Annotated in this window: 25 protein-coding genes, 1 other RNA gene and 1 pseudogene; 20 read left to right on the forward strand and 7 right to left on the reverse strand. The window is 44.2% G+C overall.

The genetic code is table 11. The features are described from left to right. Nucleotides 1-303 precede the first annotated feature (303 nt). On the forward strand, nucleotides 304-1,950 hold the full coding sequence (locus NSU15_RS10635; RefSeq protein ID WP_042126314.1) for a DEAD/DEAH box helicase: 1,647 nt from the start codon (nucleotides 304-306) through the stop codon (nucleotides 1,948-1,950). Between the two features lie 120 nt (nucleotides 1,951-2,070). Here the strand turns inward: NSU15_RS10635 and NSU15_RS10640 are convergent, their stop codons facing one another. Continuing rightward, nucleotides 2,071-2,166 (reverse strand): hypothetical protein, encoded by a 96-nt coding sequence (locus tag NSU15_RS10640; RefSeq protein WP_042126316.1) that lies wholly within the window; start codon nucleotides 2,164-2,166, stop codon nucleotides 2,071-2,073. A gap of 186 nt (nucleotides 2,167-2,352) precedes the next feature. On the opposite strand from NSU15_RS10640, the gene NSU15_RS10645 reads away from it, so the two are divergent. From NSU15_RS10645 to NSU15_RS10655, 3 genes are all read left to right on the forward strand, one after another. Next, nucleotides 2,353-3,177 (forward strand): DUF624 domain-containing protein, encoded by an 825-nt coding sequence (locus NSU15_RS10645; protein WP_339290275.1) that lies wholly within the window; start codon nucleotides 2,353-2,355, stop codon nucleotides 3,175-3,177. Nucleotides 3,178-3,280: 103 nt separating this feature from the next. Continuing rightward, nucleotides 3,281-3,472: non-coding RNA, 6S RNA (gene ssrS, locus NSU15_RS10650), on the forward strand. Nucleotides 3,473-3,631: 159 nt separating this feature from the next. After that, nucleotides 3,632-4,021 carry a DUF1499 domain-containing protein gene (locus NSU15_RS10655; protein WP_036689295.1) on the forward strand — a complete coding sequence of 130 codons (390 nt, stop codon included), beginning with the start codon at nucleotides 3,632-3,634 and terminating at the stop codon, nucleotides 4,019-4,021. Nucleotides 4,022-4,207: 186 nt separating this feature from the next. On the opposite strand, the gene tpx is transcribed toward NSU15_RS10655, so the two are convergent. Further along, a complete protein-coding gene (gene tpx, locus NSU15_RS10660) occupies nucleotides 4,208-4,726 on the reverse strand; it encodes a thiol peroxidase (protein ID WP_339290277.1) in 519 nt (172 codons plus the stop codon). A gap of 116 nt (nucleotides 4,727-4,842) precedes the next feature. Here tpx and NSU15_RS10665 point away from each other — a divergent pair, with 116 nt between their 5' ends. After that, nucleotides 4,843-5,478, forward strand: coding sequence for a rhomboid family intramembrane serine protease (locus NSU15_RS10665; RefSeq protein ID WP_042132050.1), 636 nt, complete (start codon nucleotides 4,843-4,845; stop codon nucleotides 5,476-5,478). A gap of 4 nt (nucleotides 5,479-5,482) precedes the next feature. Then, nucleotides 5,483-6,397, forward strand: a complete 915-nt coding sequence (locus NSU15_RS10670) for a LysR family transcriptional regulator (RefSeq protein ID WP_042126322.1) — start codon at nucleotides 5,483-5,485, stop codon at nucleotides 6,395-6,397. Nucleotides 6,398-6,434: 37 nt separating this feature from the next. On the opposite strand, the gene NSU15_RS10675 is transcribed toward NSU15_RS10670, so the two are convergent. Continuing rightward, on the reverse strand, nucleotides 6,435-7,106 hold the full coding sequence (locus NSU15_RS10675) for a zinc metallopeptidase (protein ID WP_042126324.1): 672 nt from the start codon (nucleotides 7,104-7,106) through the stop codon (nucleotides 6,435-6,437). A gap of 35 nt (nucleotides 7,107-7,141) precedes the next feature. Continuing rightward, nucleotides 7,142-7,576, reverse strand: a complete 435-nt coding sequence (locus NSU15_RS10680) for a MerR family transcriptional regulator (RefSeq protein WP_042126326.1) — start codon at nucleotides 7,574-7,576, stop codon at nucleotides 7,142-7,144. A gap of 415 nt (nucleotides 7,577-7,991) precedes the next feature. Here NSU15_RS10680 and NSU15_RS10685 point away from each other — a divergent pair. The 5 genes and pseudogenes from NSU15_RS10685 to NSU15_RS10705 all read left to right on the forward strand — a co-directional run. Then, a pseudogene (locus NSU15_RS10685) lies at nucleotides 7,992-8,123 on the forward strand (lactoylglutathione lyase); the annotation flags it as partial. Between the two features lie 43 nt (nucleotides 8,124-8,166). Further along, nucleotides 8,167-8,814, forward strand: a complete 648-nt coding sequence (locus NSU15_RS10690) for a sugar O-acetyltransferase (protein ID WP_339290280.1) — start codon at nucleotides 8,167-8,169, stop codon at nucleotides 8,812-8,814. 513 nt (nucleotides 8,815-9,327) lie between these two features. Further along, nucleotides 9,328-10,722, forward strand: coding sequence for an ammonium transporter (locus NSU15_RS10695; RefSeq protein WP_042126336.1), 1,395 nt, complete (start codon nucleotides 9,328-9,330; stop codon nucleotides 10,720-10,722). A 39-nt stretch (nucleotides 10,723-10,761) separates the two neighbouring features. Beyond that, the gene (locus tag NSU15_RS10700) at nucleotides 10,762-11,835 is read left to right on the forward strand and encodes a DUF294 nucleotidyltransferase-like domain-containing protein (RefSeq protein WP_042132052.1); all 1,074 of its coding nucleotides are present in this window, start codon (nucleotides 10,762-10,764) and stop codon (nucleotides 11,833-11,835) included. Then, a complete protein-coding gene (locus NSU15_RS10705) occupies nucleotides 11,832-12,581 on the forward strand; it encodes an exonuclease domain-containing protein (RefSeq protein ID WP_339290281.1) in 750 nt (249 codons plus the stop codon). The genes NSU15_RS10700 and NSU15_RS10705 overlap by 4 nt, the downstream gene beginning before the upstream one ends. Here the strand turns inward: NSU15_RS10705 and NSU15_RS10710 are convergent. Further along, nucleotides 12,563-13,039: a M67 family metallopeptidase gene (locus NSU15_RS10710; RefSeq protein ID WP_339290282.1), complete on the reverse strand. Its 477-nt coding sequence runs from the start codon at nucleotides 13,037-13,039 to the stop codon at nucleotides 12,563-12,565. The two genes, NSU15_RS10705 and NSU15_RS10710, sit on opposite strands and share 19 nt — an antisense overlap. A gap of 195 nt (nucleotides 13,040-13,234) precedes the next feature. On the opposite strand from NSU15_RS10710, the gene NSU15_RS10715 reads away from it, so the two are divergent. Further along, entirely contained in the window at nucleotides 13,235-13,798 is a 564-nt protein-coding gene (locus NSU15_RS10715) for a TlpA disulfide reductase family protein (protein WP_339290284.1), read from the forward strand. A gap of 95 nt (nucleotides 13,799-13,893) precedes the next feature. Here the strand turns inward: NSU15_RS10715 and cimA are convergent, their stop codons facing one another. Continuing rightward, nucleotides 13,894-15,513: a citramalate synthase gene (cimA, locus tag NSU15_RS10720; RefSeq protein ID WP_042126343.1), complete on the reverse strand. Its 1,620-nt coding sequence runs from the start codon at nucleotides 15,511-15,513 to the stop codon at nucleotides 13,894-13,896. Between the two features lie 218 nt (nucleotides 15,514-15,731). On the opposite strand from cimA, the gene NSU15_RS10725 reads away from it, so the two are divergent. The 3 genes from NSU15_RS10725 to NSU15_RS10735 all read left to right on the forward strand — a co-directional run bounded on the left by NSU15_RS10725 (nucleotide 15,732) and on the right by NSU15_RS10735 (nucleotide 18,998). Continuing rightward, the gene (locus tag NSU15_RS10725; RefSeq protein WP_339291314.1) at nucleotides 15,732-17,024 is read left to right on the forward strand and encodes a DNA polymerase IV; all 1,293 of its coding nucleotides are present in this window, start codon (nucleotides 15,732-15,734) and stop codon (nucleotides 17,022-17,024) included. Between the two features lie 160 nt (nucleotides 17,025-17,184). Continuing rightward, complete coding sequence (locus NSU15_RS10730) at nucleotides 17,185-17,427, forward strand: ferredoxin (RefSeq protein ID WP_042126345.1); 243 nt, start codon at nucleotides 17,185-17,187, stop codon at nucleotides 17,425-17,427. 134 nt (nucleotides 17,428-17,561) lie between these two features. Further along, nucleotides 17,562-18,998, forward strand: coding sequence for a L,D-transpeptidase (locus NSU15_RS10735; protein WP_339290288.1), 1,437 nt, complete (start codon nucleotides 17,562-17,564; stop codon nucleotides 18,996-18,998). Here the strand turns inward: NSU15_RS10735 and NSU15_RS10740 are convergent. Then, nucleotides 18,995-19,132: a hypothetical protein gene (locus tag NSU15_RS10740; RefSeq protein WP_167348489.1), complete on the reverse strand. Its 138-nt coding sequence runs from the start codon at nucleotides 19,130-19,132 to the stop codon at nucleotides 18,995-18,997. The two genes, NSU15_RS10735 and NSU15_RS10740, sit on opposite strands and share 4 nt — an antisense overlap. A 211-nt stretch (nucleotides 19,133-19,343) precedes the next feature. Between NSU15_RS10740 and NSU15_RS10745 the strand changes: the two genes are divergently transcribed. The 5 genes from NSU15_RS10745 to NSU15_RS10765 all read left to right on the forward strand — a co-directional run bounded on the left by NSU15_RS10745 (nucleotide 19,344) and on the right by NSU15_RS10765 (nucleotide 24,119). After that, nucleotides 19,344-20,438, forward strand: coding sequence for a quinone-dependent dihydroorotate dehydrogenase (locus tag NSU15_RS10745; RefSeq protein WP_339290290.1), 1,095 nt, complete (start codon nucleotides 19,344-19,346; stop codon nucleotides 20,436-20,438). Nucleotides 20,439-20,468: 30 nt separating this feature from the next. Further along, nucleotides 20,469-21,281, forward strand: coding sequence for a GTP pyrophosphokinase family protein (locus NSU15_RS10750; RefSeq protein ID WP_042126350.1), 813 nt, complete (start codon nucleotides 20,469-20,471; stop codon nucleotides 21,279-21,281). Continuing rightward, nucleotides 21,271-21,723 carry a DUF309 domain-containing protein gene (locus NSU15_RS10755; RefSeq protein ID WP_339290292.1) on the forward strand — a complete coding sequence of 151 codons (453 nt, stop codon included), beginning with the start codon at nucleotides 21,271-21,273 and terminating at the stop codon, nucleotides 21,721-21,723. Before NSU15_RS10750 ends, NSU15_RS10755 begins: the two co-directional genes overlap by 11 nt. A 102-nt stretch (nucleotides 21,724-21,825) precedes the next feature. Next, nucleotides 21,826-23,352 (forward strand): RsmB/NOP family class I SAM-dependent RNA methyltransferase, encoded by a 1,527-nt coding sequence (locus NSU15_RS10760; protein ID WP_339290294.1) that lies wholly within the window; start codon nucleotides 21,826-21,828, stop codon nucleotides 23,350-23,352. Nucleotides 23,353-23,354: 2 nt separating this feature from the next. After that, nucleotides 23,355-24,119 (forward strand): pseudouridine synthase, encoded by a 765-nt coding sequence (locus NSU15_RS10765; protein WP_339290296.1) that lies wholly within the window; start codon nucleotides 23,355-23,357, stop codon nucleotides 24,117-24,119. Nucleotides 24,120-24,122: the final 3 nt, after the last annotated feature.

Consider the following 24,122-nt stretch of genomic DNA (forward strand, 5'->3'; position numbering starts at 1 on the left):
AATAAACCATGTATGCAATGAAAAGAAAGGAACCCACTGGTATTCCTACTTAGAGTTGTGATATAATGTATAGGATATTCTTGAGTAGAACGTTACAATGGTATTTTTGCATTGCATCGGATGTAAAGCTACAGTTGCTCAGGTACAATGAAGTACCTGATGAAAGGGAGGCTTTTCGTCCCAAAAGCGCTATATCATGCAGAAAAAAGAGCATGATTGGACAGCATATAAATGTGTTTACCGCTACTTAAGAATACAGACAAGCATGTGGAATGTCCACTGTATAGAAGGAGCATGAATAATTTGAAAACATTCGCAGAATTTGGCTTGGAGCCAAGAGTGCTACAAGCAATCACAGAGTTAGGATTTGAGGAGGCAACACCGATACAGGAGCAGTCGATCCCATTGGCATTGACTGGGTCGGATCTGATAGGTCAAGCACAGACTGGTACAGGTAAGACTGCTGCTTTTGGTATCCCCCTCATTTCGAAGATTAATCGTGAAGACGAAAAAATTCTGGCACTTATTATGGCACCAACTCGTGAGTTGGCCATTCAAGTATCAGAAGAAATTGGTAAGCTAAGCCGTTTCAAAGGTCTTCGTTCGTTGGCAATTTATGGCGGACAAGATATTGGTCGCCAAATCCGTGGTCTAAAGAAGAAACCACAAATCATTATTGGTACACCGGGTCGTTTGCTTGACCACATCAACCGTAAAACTATTCGTTTGGATGATGTTCAAACTGTAGTATTGGATGAAGCAGATGAAATGCTGGATATGGGCTTTATGGAAGATATTCAGACAATCCTCAAGCTCGTTCCTGAAGAGCGTCAAACTATGTTGTTCTCGGCTACAATGCCTCCAAACATTCAACGTCTTGCACAGCAATTCTTGAACAACCCGCAACACGTCTCCGTAATTCCGAAACAAATCAGTGCTCCACTGATTGATCAAGCATATGTTGAAGTACCTGAACGTCAAAAGTTCGAAGCACTTAGTCGTTTGATTGATATGGAATCTCCTGAGCTTGCAATCGTGTTCGGACGTACGAAACGCCGGGTTGATGAGCTTGCAGAAGCTTTGCAAAAACGTGGATACTCTGCTGATGGTTTGCATGGTGACCTGTCTCAGAACCAACGTGATGCTGTAATGCGTAAATTCCGTGATGGCAGCATTGATGTGCTGGTAGCTACTGACGTAGCGGCTCGTGGTTTGGACGTATCCGGCGTTACTCATGTAATTAACTTTGACTTGCCGCAAGATCCAGAAAGCTATGTACACCGTATCGGTCGTACTGGTCGTGCTGGTAAAGAAGGTACAGCTTGGTCTTTCGTTACTCCACGCGAAATGGATCACCTGCACTTGATCGAACGTGTTACTCGTCACCGTATTACTCGCAAACCATTGCCAACTATGGCTGAGGCTATCGAAGGTAAACAACGCGTAACAGCTGAACGTTTGCTTGAGATGGTAGAGAGCGGTGAATTGAACGAGTACAAAGGTATTTCTATTCAATTGCTTGAGCAGTATGATTCCGTTCAATTGCTGTCAGCTGCAATGAAGCTTCTGACTGGTGATAAGAAGGATTCCACAATTGAATTGACTCCTGAAGATCCAATCCGTGCTAAACGTCGTGGTGGTAAGAACGACATTCGCAGTGGCCGCAAACCTAATGGTGGTTATGGCGGAAACCGTGGTACTTCCGGTGGCAGTACTGGTGGATACCGTGGAAACCGCGACAATAACGGTGGCGGTAGTCGTGGTGGCTACAACAGCGGTGGCAGTAACTATGGTAGCGGCAGTGGCGGTTATGGCGGTGGCTATAAAGGCAATCGTGATAGCGCAGCTAACCGTGATGGTGGAGCGAACCGCAGTGCGGACCGTAAACCCTCTACTCGCCCAAGCAGCACAAGCACACGTCCTGCAAAACGTGAAGATTTCGATAACTAATACTTGATCTGAACCCTAGGGTGATGATTTATCAAGATACAAAGAAGACGAGATGCCGAATAGCGGTTCTCGTCTTCTTTTTGCTGTAATATTAGGGTGTTTATTGAATGATCAGCGTATTTATACGAAAGTACGAGTGATGATAACGAGCAGGATAAACAATACGAGGATCGTACCGGTGGAAGTCCAGCCGCCGTAGCCAACAGGTGAGGACATACAATAACCTCCTTTAGATTGTGGTGATTTTGGTAATTATTATGATTACAATCCCAATATATGGACTTTGTAGACTTGTTGTATAGACGATAACCCAGAATTCAGAAAGTTGGGCTATGGAAATGAGGAGGTAAAATGAGGTATAGTTAAGATAAGCAGTATGCAAGAGACAGAGGAGGAAGGGAATTGGAGTTTAAAGGAGCAATGGGCGGCTTATACCGCGTCACAGAATGGATTACACGTATCGCAGCAAGCAATATCTTATGGGCACTATGTTCCGCCCCGTTTTTATTTTTTGGATTGATGAAAATACTTATGCTAGGGACAAGTTCGGGTGGAGTTAATGAACAGCTCACTTTGAACTGGGCTATGGGGATTCTAGCACCATTTACAGTATTTCCTGCTTCGGCGGCTTTATTTACCGTGGTACGTAAATGGGTTATGGGAAATACAGATGTAGGAACTTTTCGCACATATTTTCAGGGGTATAAAGAGAATTATCTAAAAAGTATGCTCGGAGGAATAATCTATACATTGATGTTCGTTATTATGTACGTCGATGTAACGGTTTACATGACACAAATGCCTAACTTTAGAATTGTTGGTATTTTGATGTTAGTGCTCATGATTATTTTGTCGGTATCCATGTTTAACTTCTTTTCTATTGTTGTTCATTATCAAATGAGCTTTAAGCAAGTAATGACTAACTCGATCTTGCTGACAATTGCACGTCCAATTCGTGTGTTCTCTACATTGATTGCTGCGGCAGTTCTTGCTTATATTGGCCTGAGATATCCAGCGCTGTACATTATCTGTATCCCGACGCTGATTGCGATGGCTGCTTTCTTTAACTTCTATGCTACCTATAATAAATTGCAATTGCAGGTGGAGCAGAAGAAACTGAAGGAGCAAGAAGAGGCGGAAGCTGCGTTGAATAATCAAGAGGATGACGACGATGATGATGACGACTATGAAGAGAATAATGAGAATAAAGATTTAAAACGTATTTAATAAAGGCAAGCATTGAGCGTTGGAAATCGTCAGTAATTTAATTCCAGTGTAAAATAAAGCGCATACAGGTTTACTTTTTCGTTAAAACGCAATATAATAATAACAAATCCTGCGATGTTCGTTACGGTTGCTCGTTGTTTTGAACCAATGATAATGTCTTGGGAGATCTACACGAAGCGCAGCTGAACAGCCCTGTCTATATGACTTGGGGAATTCAAAAACGTTTTCTGCGATCACCCACCTGCTCTAGCAGGTTCAGAAGACACTGTAGCCGGACGGCATAAGCGGGTTTTTCTCTTGTTTAAGCCAAGCGCCCTGTTTCCCGCGAAAGTTGGGAGCGGGCGCTTTTTTGTATGTCTGGAACAAGGATAAAGTGAGTAATACCCTTTTGTTCCTGAGACAAGAGTGTTACACTTAGAATAATGAACTTGGGATTTGTAGAGGGGGAAGAATTTTGTCGTTAAAAAGAACCTTGGTTGGTTTATTCCGTAGTCATGATGGAACAAGCGACCGCGCAAAAGATCCGACATTAAAAACGCGTTATTACAATCTTACGAAAGACAAAGCTTGGGAGGAAGTTTCATCAACACTTAAGAAGGTTCCTGGATTCAAGGTGCTTCATGAAGTGGAGTCAGTAGGTGAGATTACTCTGGAGAAGAGAACGGCATTTGGCCGTACACTGGATATCACTGTCTCAGTGCTTAATACCACACCTGTACGATGTGGCGTAGATATGTATTCTGCATCTAGAGGATCGCTTGGTGATTTGGGTGCTAATTACCGCGTCATTCAGCGGTTGTACGCGTCTTTGGACAAAAAATTAGGAAAATACAAAGCGGACTAATTTTCAGAGATCCATTCAAAACCTTCTTATTTAGGGATAGTATGAATGCGTTTACGCAAACGATGTCTGCTCTGGATGTTATCGATAAATCTTTCTATTTACAAAAAAAAGCGGGAGAAGGATGGACCTTCTTCCGCTTTTTTCAAAATATAAGAAAGTATTGTCGAAACTTACTGTTCTAGAGAATTAGAGCAGACTCTTCACAGCGGCTATAGCATCTTCGTATTTAGGATGCTCAGTCATTTCACTCAAATATTCAACATAGGTGAGTGTGTTGTTCTTGTCCAGAACAAAAATAGAACGCATATCTAACCGGAATTCTTTGATTAGAACGCCATAAGCTTGTCCGAATGAGGCTGCTTTGTGATCGGATAGTGTAATTACGCGATCGATTCCTGCAGCGCCGCACCAGCGGGCCTGAGCGAATGGTAGATCCATACTTACTGTAAGGATAACTACATCGTCACCTAGCTCTGCAGCTTCGTTGTTGAACCGGCGGGTCTGTGCGTCACATACACCAGTATCAAGAGAAGGGACAACACTGATCAGCTTGATTTTACCGGCATAATCACTAAGAGAAACTTCTTCCAGTAGATTCTTACTAAGAACAAAATCAGGAGCGGGATCACCAGCTGTTAGCTTGGGTCCTACGAGAGTGATGGGGCTGCTTTTGAAAGTAGCTACGCCTGTTCTTTCTTGCGTCATATCCTTGTTTTCCTCCTCGAATTGTAATATTGGCTCTTACTGCCACAATAAATTATAATCTTATTTACAGGGAGATGTCCAACGGGGCAAGATATAAATGTAAAGGGATGGGTGTAATGATATTTATTCGGTATGAAAATTGGAAAAGTTATCTGCGGTATTACCCGGTAACATGTCTTCTCATCGTGGCTAACGTGATAATGTTTATCCTCATGACGTTCAATGGAGGATCCACCAATATACAAACGCTTGTTGATTTTGGTGCTATTGTCGATGTTAGTCCGTTTAAAGAGGAACTATGGCGCTATGTAGCGGCTATTTTTTTACATAATGGGTTTTCCCATCTATTCTTTAATAGCTTCGCTCTACTGGTATTTGCACCGCCTCTGGAGCGTCTTCTTGGCTGGTGGCGATATACAATTCTTTACGTGGTAGGTGGAGTTCTTGCGAACGTTCTAACGATTGCAATCAGCAGCCGCTCAGCATTAGAGGTAGGTACGGTCTCGGTAGGTGCTTCTGGAGCGATTTACGCCGTCTATGGGGCATTTTTATACATTGCGGTTATGCAAAGGGCTATGATGGATGAAGGCTCACGAAAGACGTTATACGGATTGCTAATGATCGGGATCATTATGTCGTTTGCAACACCAAATGTAAATTGGGTTGCACATATCGGAGGCTTGGTTTCTGGCTTTTTCCTATATGGACTAATTATTCGTATATTTAATAAAAGCCTAAGACAGGGGCGATGATGGAGTGGAGCTAAGACAGCTGCAATATTTTCTAAAGGTAGCCCAAAAAGAACATGTAACGCGAGCGGCGGAGGAGCTTCATGTAGCGCAGTCTGCAGTAAGCCGTCAGATTCATCAGTTGGAGCAAGAGCTTGGAGTTGACTTGTTCATGCAAAAAGGGCGTAATTTGCAGCTTACGCCGGTTGGGCAGCTCTTTTGCAAGCGAGTGGATAGTATCCTTAAGGAATTGGAGCATTCAGTTAATGAGGTGCATGAATTTCTGGATCCGGAACGTGGTGAGATTCGCATTGGGTTTCCTCACAGCCTGGGCACGCATCTTATCCCGACAATCGTTGCGGAATTCCGCCAGCACTATCCTCATGTTAAGTTTCGCTTTAAGCAAGGGTCTTACCCTTCTTTGATAAAGGATGTATTATCTGGTGAAGTGGATTTAACATTTATTTCGCCTTTTCCGGAGAATGATGAGCATGTCTCTGGGGATATTGTTATGACCGAGGAGTTATTTGCAATACTTCCGCAGAATCATCATCTGGCAGGAGAGTCTGAGATCCGATTGGAACAGCTTCAAAAGGAAAAGTTTGTTCTGTTCAGTCAAGGTTATTCTCTGAGACCAATAGTTTGGCAAGCGTGCTTGCAGGCGGGATTTCAACCACAAATTGCATTTGAAGGCGGGGAGACTGATACCATTCGCGGTCTAGTGGCAGCAGGAATGGGTGTAAGCCTTCTTCCGGAGATGGCGTTCTATCAGACCAATCCTCTCCAGCCGGCTCAGGTAAGGGTCGTGGAGCCTGCTGTGACCAGGACGGTTGGTTTGATTTACCGAACAGACAGTAAGTTGCCGCTCGTAGCACGTTCGTTTCGGACTTTTTTGATATCTTATTTTAAAGCTAGACAAAATAATACCCCGGTTGGCTCTTAGCCCTCCGGGGTTTTCTATTTGTAAGCGGAGTTGTGTATTAGTCGCGGTTACCTAAAAAGACAGTAATCAAACGAAGCAGTTCGAGTAAGGATACTAGCGCCGCAGCTACATACGTTAACGCAGCAGCGTTTAAAACTTTAGCTACTCCGCGTTCTTCTTCGTTACGAATGTAACCTTGTTCTACCATGACTTGACGGGCCCGGTTGCTGGCGTTGAACTCAACTGGCAGTGTCACAAGCTGGAAGGCAACAGCGGCTGAGAAGAAGATGATGCCAAGGCCTACAAGATTAAAGTAACCGAATATGAATCCTGCCATAAGCATGAATGGCGCTATGCCTGATGCAAAATTAACTACTGGGAACATCCGGTGACGTAGTGTTAACATTGGATAACTTACTTTATGCTGAATGGCGTGACCCACTTCGTGACATGCGACGGAAACTGCTGCGATAGAACTTTCATAATATACAGGTTCTGATAAACGTACAACTCTATGAATCGGATCATAATGGTCAGAAAGCGTACCTCTTACAGGCTCAATCGGTACATCATGAAGCCCGTTCGCATCGAGCATACGTCTTGCAGCTTCATATCCTGTCAGACCGTTTAAATTGGCGACCTTGGACCACTTGCTGAATGTTCCTTTAACTCTGAACTGGGCCCATAATGAAAAAATAAAGGCGATAATTACTAGTAGATACATAAACATAGCTGCATTCCTCCACTGTATTGTAAATATGGTATTTACATTGGCGGTCCTTGCGTAAGCAATAGAAGCCGAATCGCCTCCATGCAGGCTACTCCTTGAGGGAGTAAGTTAGAGAGCGCGCGTCTGGCCTGTCCCGGCTTCAGACCGCTAATGATTGGTTCAAGTGCCTTTACTTCACGTTCTAGCCGCTGCATATGCTGCTCGAGCTCGACTAATTTATCAGATACGTCAGTTTCAGGAGTTGCCTCGTTCCATTTGCTCATCATGGACTTGATTTCTTCCAATGAATACTTGTCATGCTTTAATTGATTAATACGTTCTAAGGCGACCAAGGTTTCATGACTGTAAAGTCGGTAATTTTTGGTGCTTCTGGACTCTGGGGAGATTAACCCCAGTTTTGTGTAATAATCAATGGTACGCTCACTGATGTGAGCAGCCTTAGCTAATTCTCCGATTCGATATAGAATCATATCCCCATGCTACCTCGCCTCACTAATCGAATTCGACTGCCCGTAAAGAGTAGTCGTCTCCTGTATTGGTGGTTACTATTATGCTATCTATAATGATAACAAACTGGAAACCATACAGTCAAACGTCATGCTTTCATAAAGTATATGTAATAAAGAGAAATAAATTCATGAAAGTGATGTGTTGTTTATATACAATACACTCAAACTCCCCGTGATATCAAATTTGGAGTGATAAGTCTAAAGAAGACGCGTAAGGACGTATCCTAACATGATCCGATCGGAACGGATAAAAGTGTAATGAGATAACGCTCACGAGAAGGAAGTCGTCGTAGGTTGCTTCGGGTTGGCATGTGTGGTGAGGAGCGCACCCCAGGGGGGATAATGAAAAGGAGCTTGGGGTTTCGCGGAGTTATGTGTAGATCTGCTAACCAAGCAATTGGCGGAAGCGGGGTTTAGAACGTTAAGTGGGCCGCGGACCACTGGTGACGGATATTATGAAAGCTGTATAATTGGGCCAGAAAACATTCAAATTGAACTTACTGTCTAATAATGAATTCTTGATTACATGTAGCTCAAGAAAACTAAAAGAGGTGAAGAATTTGACAGAAGAAGAGCGAATATTCAAAGGGATATTATACAATCCAGGAAACGTAGAATTAAAGCGTAAAAAGCTTCTCGCCCACAATTTGAGTAGTCAATATAGTCGAACATTTGAGGATCAGACAGAGGAACGGGAGGAGATATTGTCACGGTTACTTGATAGCATGGGTGAGCATTGTTTTATCCAGGGTCCTGTGTTTTTTCATTATGGTGTGCATACGAAAATTGGTAATCATTTTTTTGGAAACTATAATCTTACAGTACAGGATGATGCACAGGTTACGATAGGTGATCATGTTAGTTTTGGGCCTAATGTAACCATCGTTACACCTGTTCACCCATTCGTCGCCTCCGAGCGTAGACAAATGCTTGATCAAAATGGTGATGCTGCGGTATTATGCTACGCTAAACCTGTTAGCATTGGTAACGATGTTTGGCTCTCAGCCAATGTAACTGTATGTGGAGGGGTTACGATTGGAGATCGATGCGTAATAGGTGCAGGTAGTGTCGTGACTCAGGACATTCCAGAAGATTCTTTTGCAGCAGGTGTACCGTGTAAATTAATCCGTAAAATAACTAACTTGGATAGCATGAGACATAAACCGGACATACTCACAGATTGCCGTATAATTGAGTAGAGAAGAAATGTAGCAGAATCCATTTACTTTCTAAATTGTTCATTCAGAGGGCACCCGCGAGGGTGTCCTTTGTTTGTTTACGCCTTGTGGTACCTTCTATTGATTTGAACCCTCAAAAGGGGCGAACTCAAGCTTAGACTAGAACAAAGGTGTCGACTCGTGAGATCGAATCAGCGGAAACAGAGGCAAATGCGCGGATCGAGGTACGCGAAATGAATTTGAGATCTAAATATTACATCATATGTTATGTTTATATAGAGAAATGGAGAAGGAATTCAATAAAAAGGTAATATCAGGGGGTATATTCACGTAGTTATTTCAATGATTATGTGGCTGTATGGGTCCAAAATACTGAGATAGTCCAAGCGTACTATGGAGATTTTGTGTGCTTGATGAAAATAAATTAAAAACATTCCCAAAAATAGTCTTGTCAATTTACCTGACTTCTGATTATAATGACATTAAGAGTTTCACGCTTTGTTAGAAAATATAACATTGGGGAGTGGGGTAAAAATGAAAAAGAAATGGTTGATGATGTTACTGGCCATGATTACACTGATGGTTTATCCGGTAAGTGCTTTTGCGGCAGACGGTCCGACAAACGCAGATTTGCAAATCGGGTTGGACACTGCGTTCACCTTCCTGGCATTCATTTTAGTTTTCTTTATGCAAGCGGGGTTTGCAATGCTTGAAGCAGGTTCAGTTAGGATGAAGAATGCAGGTCACGTAGCCGGTAAGACGGTACTGACACTGGCCATTGCGAGTCTTTGCTTCTGGGCTGTTGGCTTTGGTCTTGGCTTCGGTAACGGTAACGGCTTCTTCGGAACTACAGGCTTCTTGTATGGCGGAGATTCAACAGCATCTTCATTTGAATCACTTGCATTTTCTGATGTTACTTTAAATGTTAAATTCTTGTTCCAAATGGCCTTTGCAGCGGTTTCCTTAGCTATCGTATCTGGAGGTATGGCAGAACGTGCAAAGATTAGTGTGTACATTATATTCGGAATTTTATTCTCAATCGTAATTTATCCTGTCGTAGCGCACTGGGTATGGGGTGGCGGTTGGTTGGCTGAGCTGGGAATGCAAGATTATGCGGGTTCCACGGTTGTCCATCTTACAGGTGCAACTGCAGCGGTAGTAGCGACCATATTGCTTAAGCCACGACTTGGCAAGTTCAATAAAGATGGTAAACCGGTCATTATTCCAGGTCATAACCAAGTATTCACTGTACTAGGTGTGATTATCCTCTGGTTTGGTTGGTTCGGATTCAATCCAGGTAGTGCTTTGTCCCCAATGGGAGGTTTCTTTGGTCACGTAGCATTAACTACGAATATCGCAGCAGCAGCAGGCGGATTGGCAGCTTTGATTGCTTCTTGGTTGTATTTTGGTAAATCTGATATTCCTGCAATGCTGAATGGTGTTCTAGCTGCGCTGGTTGCAATTACTGGAGCATGCGCTTATGTTGAACCATGGGCAGCAATTATTATTGGATTGGTTGCAGGTGCGTTCACATTCATGACTTCCCAATGGCTGGAACGTGCAGGGCTTGACGATCCGATCTATGCTTTCTCTGTACATGGTATTGCGGGAATGTGGGGGGCGGTTTCCACAGGTCTATTCGCTGTACCGGAGCTGATTACTAAAGGTGGCTTGGTAGGGGAAGCTGGATTGTTCTACGGTGGCGGTTTCCACCAACTGGGTGTTCAAGTACTGGGGGTAGTTGGAACTTTTGCTTTCGTAGCTGTACTTTCTTTCATCATCTTGTATGTAATGAAGGTGACGATCGGACTTCGTGTTACGGAAGAAGAAGAATTGATGGGTCTGGATATCAGTGAGCATGGTACTTACGGATACCCTGAACAAATGAAATTAATCGCTGAATCGGAATCCAAAACCCTTAAACAATAATATTAATCCTCAGACAGGGAGGCGGACCGTGTGGCTTCGATGGAGTTAACAGATGAGTATAATGATGAAAGCTTTAGGACCATCGTCTTAGCCGGTTCGCCACAGGAGCTTAAAGAGAGGCGAATTGCTTGCCAAAGTATTCTGCTTGAACAGTTAAATGTGATTCCAATTGAGGAATGGATGTTTCGTGTGAATACGATGCATGATCTTATTGCACAGACTGCGGTACTCATATGTGAGGCGCAAATGAAAGAGGCGGGCTATGGCCCGCCTCCCTGTGCTTATTCCTTTATTGTGTTTGGCAGTAGTGGGAGGCAGGAGGCTACGCTGTGGAGTGATCAGGATAATGGACTGATCGTTGACGGTGAGCCAGATGGTGAGAAGAATAGATATTTTGAATTTTTTGGAACGATATTATCCGATCTGCTTGAAGAGGTAGGATATGAGAAATGTGCAGGGAAGGTCATGTGTTCCCAAGGGATGTGGCGGAAGACCTTATCTGAATGGATGGAGCAATTGAAGGAATGGAGAACCCAATTGGAATGGGAGCCTATCCGGTATCTTATCATTTCTTCAGATATGCGCCATGTTGCAGGAAGTGCTGAGTTATCAGCGCTGTGGCAAGAGGCTTTTTATGAAGGCTTTGTTGACAACGAAAAGTTGTCCGTTGCCGTTCTTCGTAATACAGTCCGCCATAAAGCGACTTTGAATCTGCTGGGACAGGTGTTGACAGAGCGCTTTGGTGATTATGCAGGTGGATTTGATATTAAGTATGGGGTCTATATCCCATTAGTAAATATTGTTAGACGATTGTCATTATTGCATGGAATTAAAGCTAACTCGACCTTAGAGCGAATTGAAGAGCTTGATAAGCTTCACAAGTATCAACATTTGGATAATATTCGGCGAGCTTTCTTGCTGGCGATGCGGATGCGAGTGAACACACCATTTAGTGTCCAGGATGGACTGTTAATCAGCAGTGATTATGTTGCTGAAAGTGAACTGAAGAATAAGCAGCTGTTGTCTGAGCTGCGAGAAAGTCTGCTGCTTGTTAGACGTCTTCATCGGGCGTTGCAGCGTCAGCTCCGCTCAGCGGAAAGGTGGCGAACATGAGGGAGCCGAACAAGAATGGGGGATTTTGGAATAACCTGAGACAAGGCGGAATGCCGTCGGCGATCGCTTCGATGAAGGGTGGAGAAACGGCTCATCAGACTGCACAGCAAATGGCCTATATCCGATCACTCATGCGTGAAAAGCGTCGTCCTGAGGTGCTGCGTACCCCGCTGTCAGAACTTGAGACTGTTATATTTGACTTAGAGACGACGGGATTCTCTCATCAGCATGGGGATGAAATTATGTCGTTTGGTGCAATTAAGGTTGTTGGAGAGAATATTAAGGAAGATGAATGCTTTTATACCTTGGTGAATTGTCAGACGACTATTCCAGATGATATTACGAGGTTAACAGGGATAACGGAAGAAATGACACAATCCGCCCCCTCCTTAATAGATGGTCTTCACAATTTTATGTCCTTTGTCGGGCAAAATGTGCTGGTGGCACATGCAAGCTCTCATGATAAAGCTTTTCTTAATGCTGCGTTATGGAAAACTTCTAAAGTTCAGCTTACACACCGGGTGCTGGATACGATGATGCTTGCACGTTGGCTCGAGCCGCAGCGTAGCAACTATACACTCGACGAGCTGTTAAATGTCCATGAAATTCCGATTCGTGGACGTCACAATGCATTAGAAGATGCCAAAATGACAGCCCAACTATGGGTGGCTTATCTTCGAGAAATTTCGGAGCGGGGTCAAGTAGATACCTTAGGTGATTTATATGCTTATTTGAGTAGAACGTGAAGCGGGGCTTGAATTAATTCAGGGACAGGTGTTCCTTGTTCATTTGAATACCGCTCAATATAAAATCCATTCAGAATTGGAGAGCAACCATCTTTAATTCTGGGAGAACCGATAAGGTAGATCTTAAATTCAGGCCCTAGTGCTGCTAATCCTTTATAATCAGCGAGCGAGGGTATTGGTTCTGAATTTGGATGGGAATGAAATAAACCGATGAGTGTCGGCTCATTGTAAAGGACATGAATCCACTCTTCAGGGTGGGGAGTAAATGTGTGCAGCGGGTCTGGCGCTACGTTGCGCATAGGTACGTAAGTATCGATGAGCATGCCACCCGCTGCGGCAGCACCCAGCAGGACTCCGCATGCTTCATGCGGATAACTGGACAGCAGGTGCTTCCCCAGCGCTTGCTGTACGGAATGTTTCAGTCTTATAGGCTGAATATTTCCCTGTAATGTTGCCATTTGTTCACCCCTCTCTCTTCATTAGGGTTTCGTCGCTGACGGAACCCTCTTTTTTGTATGAAAATATGTGTACAAGTTTCTTGCTATACAAAAATTTTTATATTTCTATTTCTCTAAAAAATGGATGGTTTGAAATTGAAGTTAATGAGGGTACAATAGTAGAAAACTATTCCATTTGAAAAGGAACAGATCCCAATGAAAGCAGTAAATAAATTAAATATCACGATAGTGATTCTTATTGTATGCGTAGCAGGGTTTGCGGTGTGGCATAATCGTGAGCCGAAGGCTGTCGCTGTTTTTGGACAGCAAGATGAGCCACCGATGAAAATTGGGCCTAGGGCTGGACTGCTCGCGCCTTCATTTTCACTCCAAGGAACGGATGGAACTATCTATGCTGTTAACGGTCCGCGTGAGAAGGCGGTCCTCGTTAATTTCTGGGCATCCTGGTGTGATCCCTGCAAGCAGGAAGCTCCTGAGCTTAATGCCATGGCGGAAAAGTATAAGGATGTTCTAGATATTTACGGTATTAATGTGAGCAGTCAGGATTATAAACCTAATGCAGAACGTTTTATCAAGAAATACGGTCTTGTATTCCCGGTTATGTTTGATGTGAAAGATGAGGTATATAGCAAATATAACGGAGCTGTATTTCCAACCAACGTGCTTATTGACAAGAATGGAGTCATCTCAGAAATTATTTTGGGCATTCTTAGTCCGGAAGAGCTGGAGAAGAAAATAATCAAGCTTACAGGACCATAAAGGATCTACACCTAGAATTATAAAAGGCCCCCTTCATTACAGTTGGACTGTTGAAGGGGGTTCTTCGTCATATGAATGCTTATAAACGATATGAATTAATGATTTACCAGACCTCTAGGTTCACTACTTGCAGAATTTTCATTGTCCAGCGAGAGTTGATTCAGAAGTGCGTAACGCATACTGTCAACAAGTGCTTCCCAGCTTGCTTCAATGACGTTACTGGAGACGCCAACCGTACTCCAAGTGTCTGTGAAGTTCTTAGATTCAATCAATACTCGTACCTTTGCCGCAGTCTGATCCTGTTCATCTATTACACGGACTTTATAGTCGGATAGATGCATATCTTTCAACTGCGGGAAGTAAGTCTGCAGCGCTTTACGAAGAGCGTTGTCGAGTGCGTTGACCGGACCGTTACCTTCAGCAGCGGTATAGAGGTTCTCATTGCCCACTTTCAATTTCACGAAGGCTTCAGAGACTACGGGATGCTCTGCGGTTTTTTCGACTAACATCTTGAAGGATTCAAAAGTGAAGGTTTCGTTCATCTCACCGGTAGCTTCCCGAAGAAGAAGCTCCAGTGACGCATCGGCACCTTCAAATTGATAACCTTGATGTTCCATCGTTTTGATCTTTTCGATCACCCGGCGAGCTTGCTCACTGCTTGGGTCCAGATTTAAACCCATATCCTGCGCTTTGGAGAGCACGTTGCTCTGTCCAGCCAGTTCAGAGACCAGGACGCGTTGCTTGTTGCCGACAAGCTCAGGAGCGATGTGCTCATAGGTCCGTGAATCACGCATGATGGCGGAGACATGGATTCCACCTTTGTGTGCGAAGGCTGCATTTCCAACGTATGGCTGGTTTACCGGCATATTAACATTGGCTACTTCACTGATGTAGCGTGCTGTGTTCGTTAGCTGTGGTAATGAATCACCAGGAATACAGTGGTACCCCATTTTGAGCTGAAGGGTAGGGATGATAGAACATAGATTGGCATTGCCACAACGTTCACCGTACCCATTGATGGTGCCTTGAACTTGCCGTGCTCCAGCTCCGATGGCGCTAAGGGTATTAGCTACCGCCAACTCACAGTCATTGTGAGTGTGAATTCCGAAATTCGCTCCTGGGAGTTGTTGACTCAGAGTAGTAACGATCTCATGAATTTCAAATGGTAATGTTCCACCGTTGGTATCGCACATCACAAGCCAATCTGCTCCGGCTTCCCTGGCTTTGGACAGAACGGCTGCTGCATATTCAGGGTTGTTCTTGTACCCGTCAAAGAAATGCTCGGCATCAAAAATCACTTCTAGGCCTTGACGTTTCAAGTAGGATATGGAGTCGCCAATCATGGCGAGATTCTCCTCAAGTGTAGTTTGTAATGCAGTGTGCACATGAAAATCCCAAGATTTTCCGACGAGTGTAGCAGCAGGAACCCCTGCATCAATCATACGTTTTAAATTGTCATCGTTTTCGGCCAAGGAATTCTTCCGCCGAGTGCTGCCGAACGCTGTAATTTTGGCGTTCAAATGAAGCTCCTTGACTCTTTTAAAAAATTCAATGTCTTTATTGTTGCTTCCCGGGATGCCACCTTCAATATAGTGCACACCCAGATCATCGAGCTTCTTGGCAATCTTCAGCTTGTCGTCAGCCGACAGACTGATACCTTCACCTTGGGTGCCGTCGCGTAATGTAGTATCGAAGATGGAGATGGACTTAGACATGAGTGTCCTCCTAAAAGTTTTGTAAGCTTCGTCTTCCGGATTCACTTCGTGCAAAACTCACATCGGAAGCATTGGCAAGGGAAATGAATTTATATATTATAGCATTTTTACGCGGGAATGTAACAAAGAACTTTACAGCCACTAAAGTTGACCTAACCGCAGCGGAGAGGTATTCTAAATTGGACAATAGAGACCCTGAAGATAAGAAGGTAGATATTGTGCAGAATGTTGATCAGTATTATCCAACGAGTGGCAGGGTCATCCTGCATGTGGATATGAATGCTTTTTATTGCTCGGTGCATGAGGCAGAGGACCCGGACCAATTCAGAGGTAAGGCTACTGCAGTTGCAGGTAGTGTTGAATTACGGAAAGGGATCATTGTTACTTGTTCGTATGTCGCCCGCAGATTGGGGATCTCGACGGGTATGCAGGTACAAAAGGCACTTCGGATTTGTCCATCGCTTATCGTTATTAAGCCGGACTTCCATTTATACCGGAAATATTCTAATGCTTTTATGCAGATTGCCTATAGCTATACACCTTTATTGGAAGCAGTGTCGATAGATGAATGTTACTTAGATATCACGGGCTCCAGGCAATTCGGTACTCCTATGGAAATTGCGGAAACTATCCAACGACGTATAATGGAAGAATTGGGTTTGCCGTGCTCTATTGGTATTGCCCCAAATAAGCTGCTGGCGAAGATGGCCTCCGATTTAAAAAAACCAAATGGTATATCGGTACTGCGGCTTCGTGATGTTCCTAAGATTTTATGGGACAAGCCATGTAATGAAATGTTTGGTATAGGTGGAAAAACAGCAGAAAAGCTTCGAAAGCTGGGTATTTACAGTATTGGTCAATTAGCAGCAGCGGATGAGAAAATGCTGGTTGAGAATTTTGGAGTTATGGGCTCATGGCTAAAGCGTGCAGGGAACGGCATCGATCATGGGATAGTAAATCCTGAGCGAGAGCAAAGTAAGTCGATCGGACACACCACCACACTGCCGCGGGATGTCGTTGGCCTTGCTGAGGTACGACCCATTTTGCTGAATTTAAGTGATCAGGTAGCCCGGCGCTTGCGTAAGCAGGGGCTTGTTGCTTCTGGTGTTCAGCTTACCATTCGAACGCCAGATATGAAGACGATTACTCGCTCGCGTCAGCTTGAGGCACCTTCAGAGAGTGGTGAAGATATCTACAAGTCTGTTTGTGATCTCTATGTTCGACATTGGAATGGTGAGAAGCCAGTTCGACTGCTTGGTGTGACATTGCAAGGATTGATCGCTAAAGAGGAATCTGCAATTCAACTGGATTTGTTCGATTACGAACGTCAGCCAAAGAAAGAATCACTGACCAAGGCTATGGATATGCTGCGCAATAAATTTGGTGAAAATGCAGTTTTGACCGCCGGGATGTTAAGTGATGCTCATTCTGCAAGGCTTCGTAATCATAAAGAACGTGGTACCTCGCTGCAAAAGGATAATCTGCTATCTGTTGAGCCGGATAATGAGTGACAAGAACGTTCTTTGACGTGTCAAAATATATGCCGTAGATTGCGTCAGAAATGCAAACGTATTGAAAATCAATTGAAATTGTATTCTTTTTATATTAATATGAGAAAAATAAGACGCTGGTTCAACAGCGCAGTATTGCTCAACGGGAGGCAGAGAAAAAATGGCTAAGTACACTTGGGTCGAAAAAGACACTTGTATCGCTTGCGGTGCATGTGGCGCGACGGCTCCTGATATTTTTGATTACGATGATGAAGGTTTGGCGGAAGTTATTTATGAAAATGACGGAAACCACGGTGTGACAGCGATTCCGGATGATTTGTTTGATGATCTCCAAGATTCCTGTGACGGTTGCCCAACCGACTCCATTAAAATTGCGGACGAACCTTTTAACAAAGAAGGTTAATTACTCGATAAAGAGTAACGTACGACACAACATAAAGACATCTCCTTTGAACTTTTTGTTCAGCTAGGGATGTCTTTTTTGCTATGTCTGACCGATATTAATAAGGTAGGAATTATAAATACTCGGAGGTTCCGATGAAGAACTCACAGCACCTCAAAGCATATGTACAGATGCACCCGGATAACAAGATGGCATGGTACTTGCTGGGGAAGGAATACTATAAGAACGGTCAACAAGGAAAAGCCAACTATTGCTTCAATCAGGCTGGTGAAGTATATGAGGCTTTCGAGCATAGTAAGGTACCTGCTGAAATGCTACGCGAATACGAAGATGGATTGCTGCAGGTGAGTCGCCAGCGTGAGCGCGGTCAACAAAGATTGAGATACATATCAATGGTACTAATGCTTCTAATATTGCTAATGGTACCTTCAGCAGTGGCTCCGGGCATTGGTGTTAAAGAAGATCAAGAAGTGCTTCAAGATGCGTCTGTTTCAGAAGTCAAAGATCTGCCTGATCAAAAAGACTCTGTCCAAGAGCTTGTTATCGAGGCAGGAAAAATGATGTATACGGCGCAAGAGAATAATGGCGCGGCTTCGCAAGGGAAAGTAATGGCGAAAATGCTAATCCGTAAAGAACCTTTTCAAGCTGCTGCATTAGGGATGGAGCGAGAGGGTAAATGGCTGCTATGGAAAGAAAAGCTTCCTCTAAATTTCACGCTGCAAAAGAATGGAAAGGGACGGATGGTGTATCAGTCTTACGATCCTAAGGCATGTGCATGTGAGCCGCCTGAGCAAGGTGAGCTTGCCAAGGATGCGGCAGTGTGGCAGAGTGACCAAGAGGAAATTGCCACATTATGGAGTGCAATGCGGTCTTACCAGAATGATAAAGGTAAGCTTCCTGCTACTTTATCGGAATTAACAGGAACTTTTCCTGAGAACTGGATTGGTGGGACGACAACCGTCATGCAGCGGGAATTCGGCCCTCTTAAAGCGGTAGCTATGACTAAGGTGACACAGGGAGCGACAGAAGCCACTGCGGAGCCTTCAAGCTCAACTAACGAGGGTGTAAGGAGTATACCGACAGCATTAAGTGAAAGTGGAAGTGTTGCGAGTGATATTCCTTTTTTTGATCAGCCGCTAAGAGTCATTGTAGATAAACAAAACTACCGATTGGCCGTTGTCAGTGGTTCTATTATTTTACGGAATTATGCAGTAGGGCTTGGCGGAGATAAGACACCGGAGGGTGAATTCTTCATTACAGATAAAGTAGTGAATCCGAATGGACGAGATGATGGGGATTTTGGTAGCAGAGGGCTTCAGCTTTCAGATAGTAATTATGCGATTCATGGCACGAATGAGCCTGACAGTGTCGGCAAGGATGAATCACTTGGATGTATTCGTATGGGGCGAGAAGATGTGGAGGAGCTATTCGCGCTGATTCCTAAAGGTACAAAAGTAGTGATTAGTAAAGGGGTTCTGCCTGAAAAGCAGATTGTGCCGGCTAAACGCTTCAGCTCTACTGCTAAGCATGATCAGACCAACCCCCACAAAGTATACCACTGGCTGAATTAGTTTCCTGCAACGATAAACAGAACGATGATTAGAAGAATTAGTAAAGTTAAACTGACGCCAATCCACATTAGCGCTTTACGGTTAACTTCTTCTTTCTTTTGCTGCAAAGTTGGTGGTTTACGTTTAGTTGACATACTGGGCATACCTTCTTTCTCTCTTAATCGCTGAATACACCTATATTGTAATGCGTTTACAAGAAAATTACTATACTCAGCATCATGTACTCTACATACTCGCACTGTAAAATACTTTTCTTTTGTTCAAGAAAAGGCTAAAATTAAGAAGAAACCTACAGAAACGGGTAGACACGTGGATTTGTGAAGTACCCCTTAAGGAGCGAGAACGGTGTTGTATCGTAATTTTGGTAAACCAATTTTCTTTAAGATTGATCCCGAGAAGGCTCACCATCTCGTCATAGGTGGATTGGATAAATCGTCATCAGTGCCAGGCGGAAGCGCTGCGCTGCGTTTAATGTACGGAGTTCCTGAAACGGCGGATTTAGCTGTTGATCTGTTCGGCCAGCATTTTCCGTCCCCGGTTGGACTTGCAGCAGGATTGGATAAAAATGCCGAAGCGGTAGTTGGATTCTCTTCGATCGGGTTCGGATTTATGGAAGTGGGCACGGTTACCCCTAAGGGTCAACCGGGTAATGATAGCCCGCGTTTGTTCCGTCTTCCTTCGGATGAAGCGCTGATTAATCGAATGGGCTTCAATAACGAAGGGGCTGATGCTATGGCACAGCGACTGAAGAAATTAAAGAATCGGAGAATTCCGATAGCAGTTAATATTGGCCGGAATAAGATAACTAGTAATGAAGCGGCTCATGAAGACTATCGTCAATGCATCCGTACGCTTTATCCGTACGGTGATTTTTTTGTGGTCAATATCAGCTCGCCGAATACACCTGGTCTGCGCAGTCTCCAGCATGGCAGTGAATTAGCGTTCCTGTTAGCACAAGTGAAGGAAGAGATGGAGATTCAGTGTAAAGCCACCGGTATTACCAAAAGTTTGTTGGTTAAGATAGCACCAGACGTAAGTGACGAAGAGCTTGAATATATGGTTCAGGCACTAACAGAAGCTGGTATGGATGGTATTATTGCTACGAATACTACATTGAACCGTGATGGACTTAGTCATGAAAAGGCTAATGAGACGGGGGGCTTAAGCGGTAAGCCGCTACGCGACCGCTCAACGGAGATCATTCGCAGTATTTATCGCCAGACGAAAGGGAAGATGCCGATTATTGGATCAGGCGGCATTTTCACCAGTCAGGATGCGTATGACAAGATAAGAGCAGGTGCGAGTCTGGTAGAAATTTATACAGCTCTCATCTACGAAGGACCGGAGGTTAACCGCAAATTGCATGCCGGATTACGGCAGCTCTTACGGCGGGATGGATTCAGTCATATCTCTGAAGCAGTGGGCGCTGATCATCACTGAAGGAGACGAAAGGACAGGAGGACGAAGGCGATGGACGGCAGGGACTGGGGAACTTTTTTGCTTCCATATGAACAGACTGTGGAAGAATTGAAAGTTAAATTCAAAACAATGCGTTCGGAGTTGAAGAAAAGAGAGGAATACACGCCGATAGAATTCGTAACTGGTCGTGTAAAGCGGCTGTCAAGCATTCTGGAAAAGGCTAAACGGCTGAATGTGAAGATGGAAGATCTGGAAACGGGGATTGAAGATATTGCAGGAATTCGGATCATGTGCCAATTCGTGGAGGATATCCGCAGAGTGGCCGAATATATCCGGGCCCGTAAGGATCTTGAAGTACTCTATGAGAAGGATTACATCACTAATTATAAAGAGAGCGGCTACCGCAGCTTCCATATGATTATTAAATATCCTGTGCAGACAGCGCTTGGCCAGAAAATTGTGCTCGCGGAGATCCAAATTCGTACGCTAGCTATGAATTTCTGGGCAACCATAGAGCATTCCCTGAACTATAAATATCGGGAAAGTCTACCCGATGAAATGCGTGTTCGACTAAAAACAGCAGCTGAAGCAGCATCGATCCTCGACAGCGAAATGTCCAGTATTCGGGAAGAGATTCTGGAAGCACAGAAGACATTCGAGGAAAATTCGAATATGACCACTCAGATTCTCAAGGCCATTCATCAATTGTATTTCTATCATTTGGTGAATGAAGCAATAGATACGCAGGCTCGCTTTAACGAAATATGGCAGGTTCAGGATATGGAAGCAATGAAGGAGCTTCTGGATCATGTACGGGGACTTCTTTCCGCAGCTAAAAAGGATAGTTTACCGGATGGCTTATGAACCATTGTACTTGGAATACCTAGTGTACTTTAATCGTGACAGGGATTATTTTGAATGTCACGAGGTGCTCGAAGAACTGTGGCTTGCCCAGGACCGAAATACTTTGTACAAAGCACTTCTCCAAGTAGCGGTAGGGTTATACCATTTTCGCAATCAGAATGTTCGCGGTGCAGCTATTATGCTGAGTGGTGCTTCTGCCAAACTGGAAGAATATCCAGCAGTGACACTCGGCATTAATCTGGCGAAACTCGTGGAAGAAGTGAAAGATTATGTTCGGCGCTTAGCATTATATGATGAGCGGCCATTTTCTTATTACGATCTAACCATAGAGATTATTGATCCAAGTCTAGCCGACCAAGTGGAGACTGCAGCTGTAGCTATCACACCGAATAACCCTCAACGACGTGGTCCTCAGAGACCGACATCCTTTCATCGTAAGTAAAAGATCCTCTATATATGAGTATTGTATAAGGGACACCCGTAAGGGTGTTCCTTGAATCTTTAAACACCTAAATTTTTGCAATACTATCAGGAGGACGGCATCATGGCGGCACAATTGCCTAGTTCTTTCAGCGAACGTATGATGGACATGCTGGGAACAGATTATAATCAATTTGCGAATTCTTATAAGGAAACTCCTTACGGAGGCGTCCGTGTTAACACATTGAAAATTTCCGTGGAGAGTTTAAAATCTCTTTCTGCTTTAGGATTGGAACCGATTCCTTGGTGTCCTACTGGATTTTATACAGAGAATGGCGCTAGACCAGGCAAACATCCTCACTACCACGCAGGATTGTATTACATTCAAGAGCCAAGTGCGATGGCACCTGTAGAATTGCTTAATGTAGAGCCGGGTGATCGTGTACTTGATTTATGTGCCGCACCTGGAGGAAAATCTACTCAGATTTCAGCCAAGCTGTTAGGGGAAGGCTTGCTGGTTAGTAATGATCTTCATCCGGAACGGACTAAAGCTCTAGCCAAAAATCTGGAGCTGTATGGAGTGCGTAATGGTGTTGTACTGAATGAAAGCCCAGATCATATCGCGGCTGCATTCCCATTATTTTTTGACAAAATCTTGATTGATGCTCCCTGCTCAGGTGAAGGGATGTTTCGTAAAGATGAAGACATGGTGAAGCAGTGGGATTCAGGTACACCTGCCAAATATGCTTCCATGCAGCGGGATATTTTACGTTCTGCTGCAACAGCATTGGCACCGGGAGGTACACTTGTCTATTCCACCTGTACCTTTGCTACAGAAGAAAATGAGGAAATTATAGCGGAGTTTATTTCTGAACATCCACAGTTCTCAGTGGTAGCGGTAGGAGGTACAGGCTCATTCGCTCCTGGCTTCGGAGAACTCTCAGGTACAGCAAGACTGTGGCCGCATAAGGTGAAAGGCGAAGGACATTTCATGGCTGTATTGCAACATGGGGGAACTAAGCGCTCAATGGAGGAACGTGATCACTTAGAGGTCAAGTTAAACGAATCTGCAAGAGCAAGAACTACTACTCCAAAAAGTGCAGCACATGTTAAATCATCCAATAAATCAGAAGGAAGACGGGGGAAAGAAGGGAAATCCTCTCACAAAGCTACTGGTGGCGCTGACCGTGGTCGGCAAGTTTCAGGTGACGAGCAGGCTTTGGCAGCGTATGGGAGTTTTGTACGAGATCAGCTTGGCTGGGAACCTCAAGGATATCCTGTTCTGTTCGGGGATCATTTGTACATTTCTCCGCTTCCTAAGGAAAGACTAAATGGATTAAAGACGATTCGTCCGGGATGGTATGTAGGACAAATCCGTAACGGCAGATTTATTCCAGGTCATCCGATGGCTACAGCTTTACATCCGGGAGAAAGCTGCCGAAGTGTCTCACTCTCCAGTACGAATCATGAAGCTATTTCCTATCTTAAAGGAGAGACGTTGTCGATTGCTCAAGAACGTCTCTCTATTAGAATAGGAAGTGCCCAAAAAGGATACGTTCTGGTCTGCATTGACGGTTATAGCGCAGGCTGGGGGAAATGGCAGGATGGCATACTCAAGAACGAATATCCCGCAGGCTGGAGGTGGATGTAACAATGAGCCAATCAGGTAAGCCCGCCAAAAAACAACGATTAGATAAAGTATTGTCCCATATTGGAGTGGGGTCGCGCAGTGATATCCGTAAACAAGCTAAACAAGGCTTAATATTGGTGAACGGGACAGTGGTAAAAGATAGTGGGTACCATGTGGATCCTTATGCCGATAAAATAGAGGTAGGGGGAGAGGCTGTTACCTACCGTGAATTCATATATCTTATGATGAACAAACCCCCGGGTGTCCTGTCAGCTACGGAGGACAAGCGGGATCGGACAGTTTTGGATCTTTTAAAGCATGAATATGCACAGTTTGAACCGTTTCCTGTAGGAAGGCTAGATAAGGATACTGTGGGACTGCTTCTGATCACTAATGATGGGAAGCTTGCCCATGAATTGCTGTCGCCACGTAAGCATGTCCCGAAAACGTACGAGGCAACCATCGAGGGCGATGTAGACGCGGATGATGTCGCGGCTTTTGCAGCAGGGGTGGAGCTGGAAGATGGCTACGTTACTTTACCTGCACACTTAACCATTCTTGGAAGAGAGTGCGGCAGCAAAGTGATTTCTCATATTTCACTTATCATCACTGAGGGGAAATTTCATCAGGTGAAGCGTATGTTTCAGGCGGTAGGCAAAAAAGTCACTTTTCTGAAACGTGTATCTATGGGAGAATTGAAGCTGGATGAAAGTCTGCCGCTTGGAGCTTGTCGGGAACTGACGTTAGAGGAACTGGCACTCTTAGGCGCAGAATCATCTAAAGAATAATAT

Source organism: Paenibacillus sp. FSL E2-0201 (assembly GCF_037963325.1).
GTDB lineage: Bacteria > Bacillota > Bacilli > Paenibacillales > Paenibacillaceae > Paenibacillus_AQ.

What these genes read in the sequence shown, in the direction of transcription:
- NSU15_RS10750 (WP_042126350.1), top strand. Translation starts at nt 20,469, where the DNA reads ATGGACGGCAGGGACTGGGGAACTTTTTTGCTTCCATATGAACAGACT.
- NSU15_RS10695 (WP_042126336.1), top strand. Translation starts at nt 9,328, where the DNA reads ATGAAAAAGAAATGGTTGATGATGTTACTGGCCATGATTACACTGATG.
- NSU15_RS10680 (WP_042126326.1), bottom strand. Translation starts at nt 7,576, where the DNA reads ATGATTCTATATCGAATCGGAGAATTAGCTAAGGCTGCTCACATCAGT.
- NSU15_RS10640 (WP_042126316.1), bottom strand. Translation starts at nt 2,166, where the DNA reads ATGTCCTCACCTGTTGGCTACGGCGGCTGGACTTCCACCGGTACGATC.
- NSU15_RS10730 (WP_042126345.1), top strand. Translation starts at nt 17,185, where the DNA reads ATGGCTAAGTACACTTGGGTCGAAAAAGACACTTGTATCGCTTGCGGT.
- NSU15_RS10715 (WP_339290284.1), top strand. Translation starts at nt 13,235, where the DNA reads ATGAAAGCAGTAAATAAATTAAATATCACGATAGTGATTCTTATTGTA.
- NSU15_RS10700 (WP_042132052.1), top strand. Translation starts at nt 10,762, where the DNA reads ATGGAGTTAACAGATGAGTATAATGATGAAAGCTTTAGGACCATCGTC.
- tpx (WP_339290277.1), bottom strand. Translation starts at nt 4,726, where the DNA reads ATGACGCAAGAAAGAACAGGCGTAGCTACTTTCAAAAGCAGCCCCATC.
- NSU15_RS10675 (WP_042126324.1), bottom strand. Translation starts at nt 7,106, where the DNA reads ATGTTTATGTATCTACTAGTAATTATCGCCTTTATTTTTTCATTATGG.
- NSU15_RS10735 (WP_339290288.1), top strand. Translation starts at nt 17,562, where the DNA reads ATGAAGAACTCACAGCACCTCAAAGCATATGTACAGATGCACCCGGAT.
- NSU15_RS10740 (WP_167348489.1), bottom strand. Translation starts at nt 19,132, where the DNA reads ATGTCAACTAAACGTAAACCACCAACTTTGCAGCAAAAGAAAGAAGAA.
- cimA (WP_042126343.1), bottom strand. Translation starts at nt 15,513, where the DNA reads ATGTCTAAGTCCATCTCCATCTTCGATACTACATTACGCGACGGCACC.
- NSU15_RS10710 (WP_339290282.1), bottom strand. Translation starts at nt 13,039, where the DNA reads ATGGCAACATTACAGGGAAATATTCAGCCTATAAGACTGAAACATTCC.
- NSU15_RS10705 (WP_339290281.1), top strand. Translation starts at nt 11,832, where the DNA reads ATGAGGGAGCCGAACAAGAATGGGGGATTTTGGAATAACCTGAGACAA.
- NSU15_RS10665 (WP_042132050.1), top strand. Translation starts at nt 4,843, where the DNA reads ATGATATTTATTCGGTATGAAAATTGGAAAAGTTATCTGCGGTATTAC.
- NSU15_RS10755 (WP_339290292.1), top strand. Translation starts at nt 21,271, where the DNA reads ATGGCTTATGAACCATTGTACTTGGAATACCTAGTGTACTTTAATCGT.
- NSU15_RS10760 (WP_339290294.1), top strand. Translation starts at nt 21,826, where the DNA reads ATGGCGGCACAATTGCCTAGTTCTTTCAGCGAACGTATGATGGACATG.
- NSU15_RS10765 (WP_339290296.1), top strand. Translation starts at nt 23,355, where the DNA reads ATGAGCCAATCAGGTAAGCCCGCCAAAAAACAACGATTAGATAAAGTA.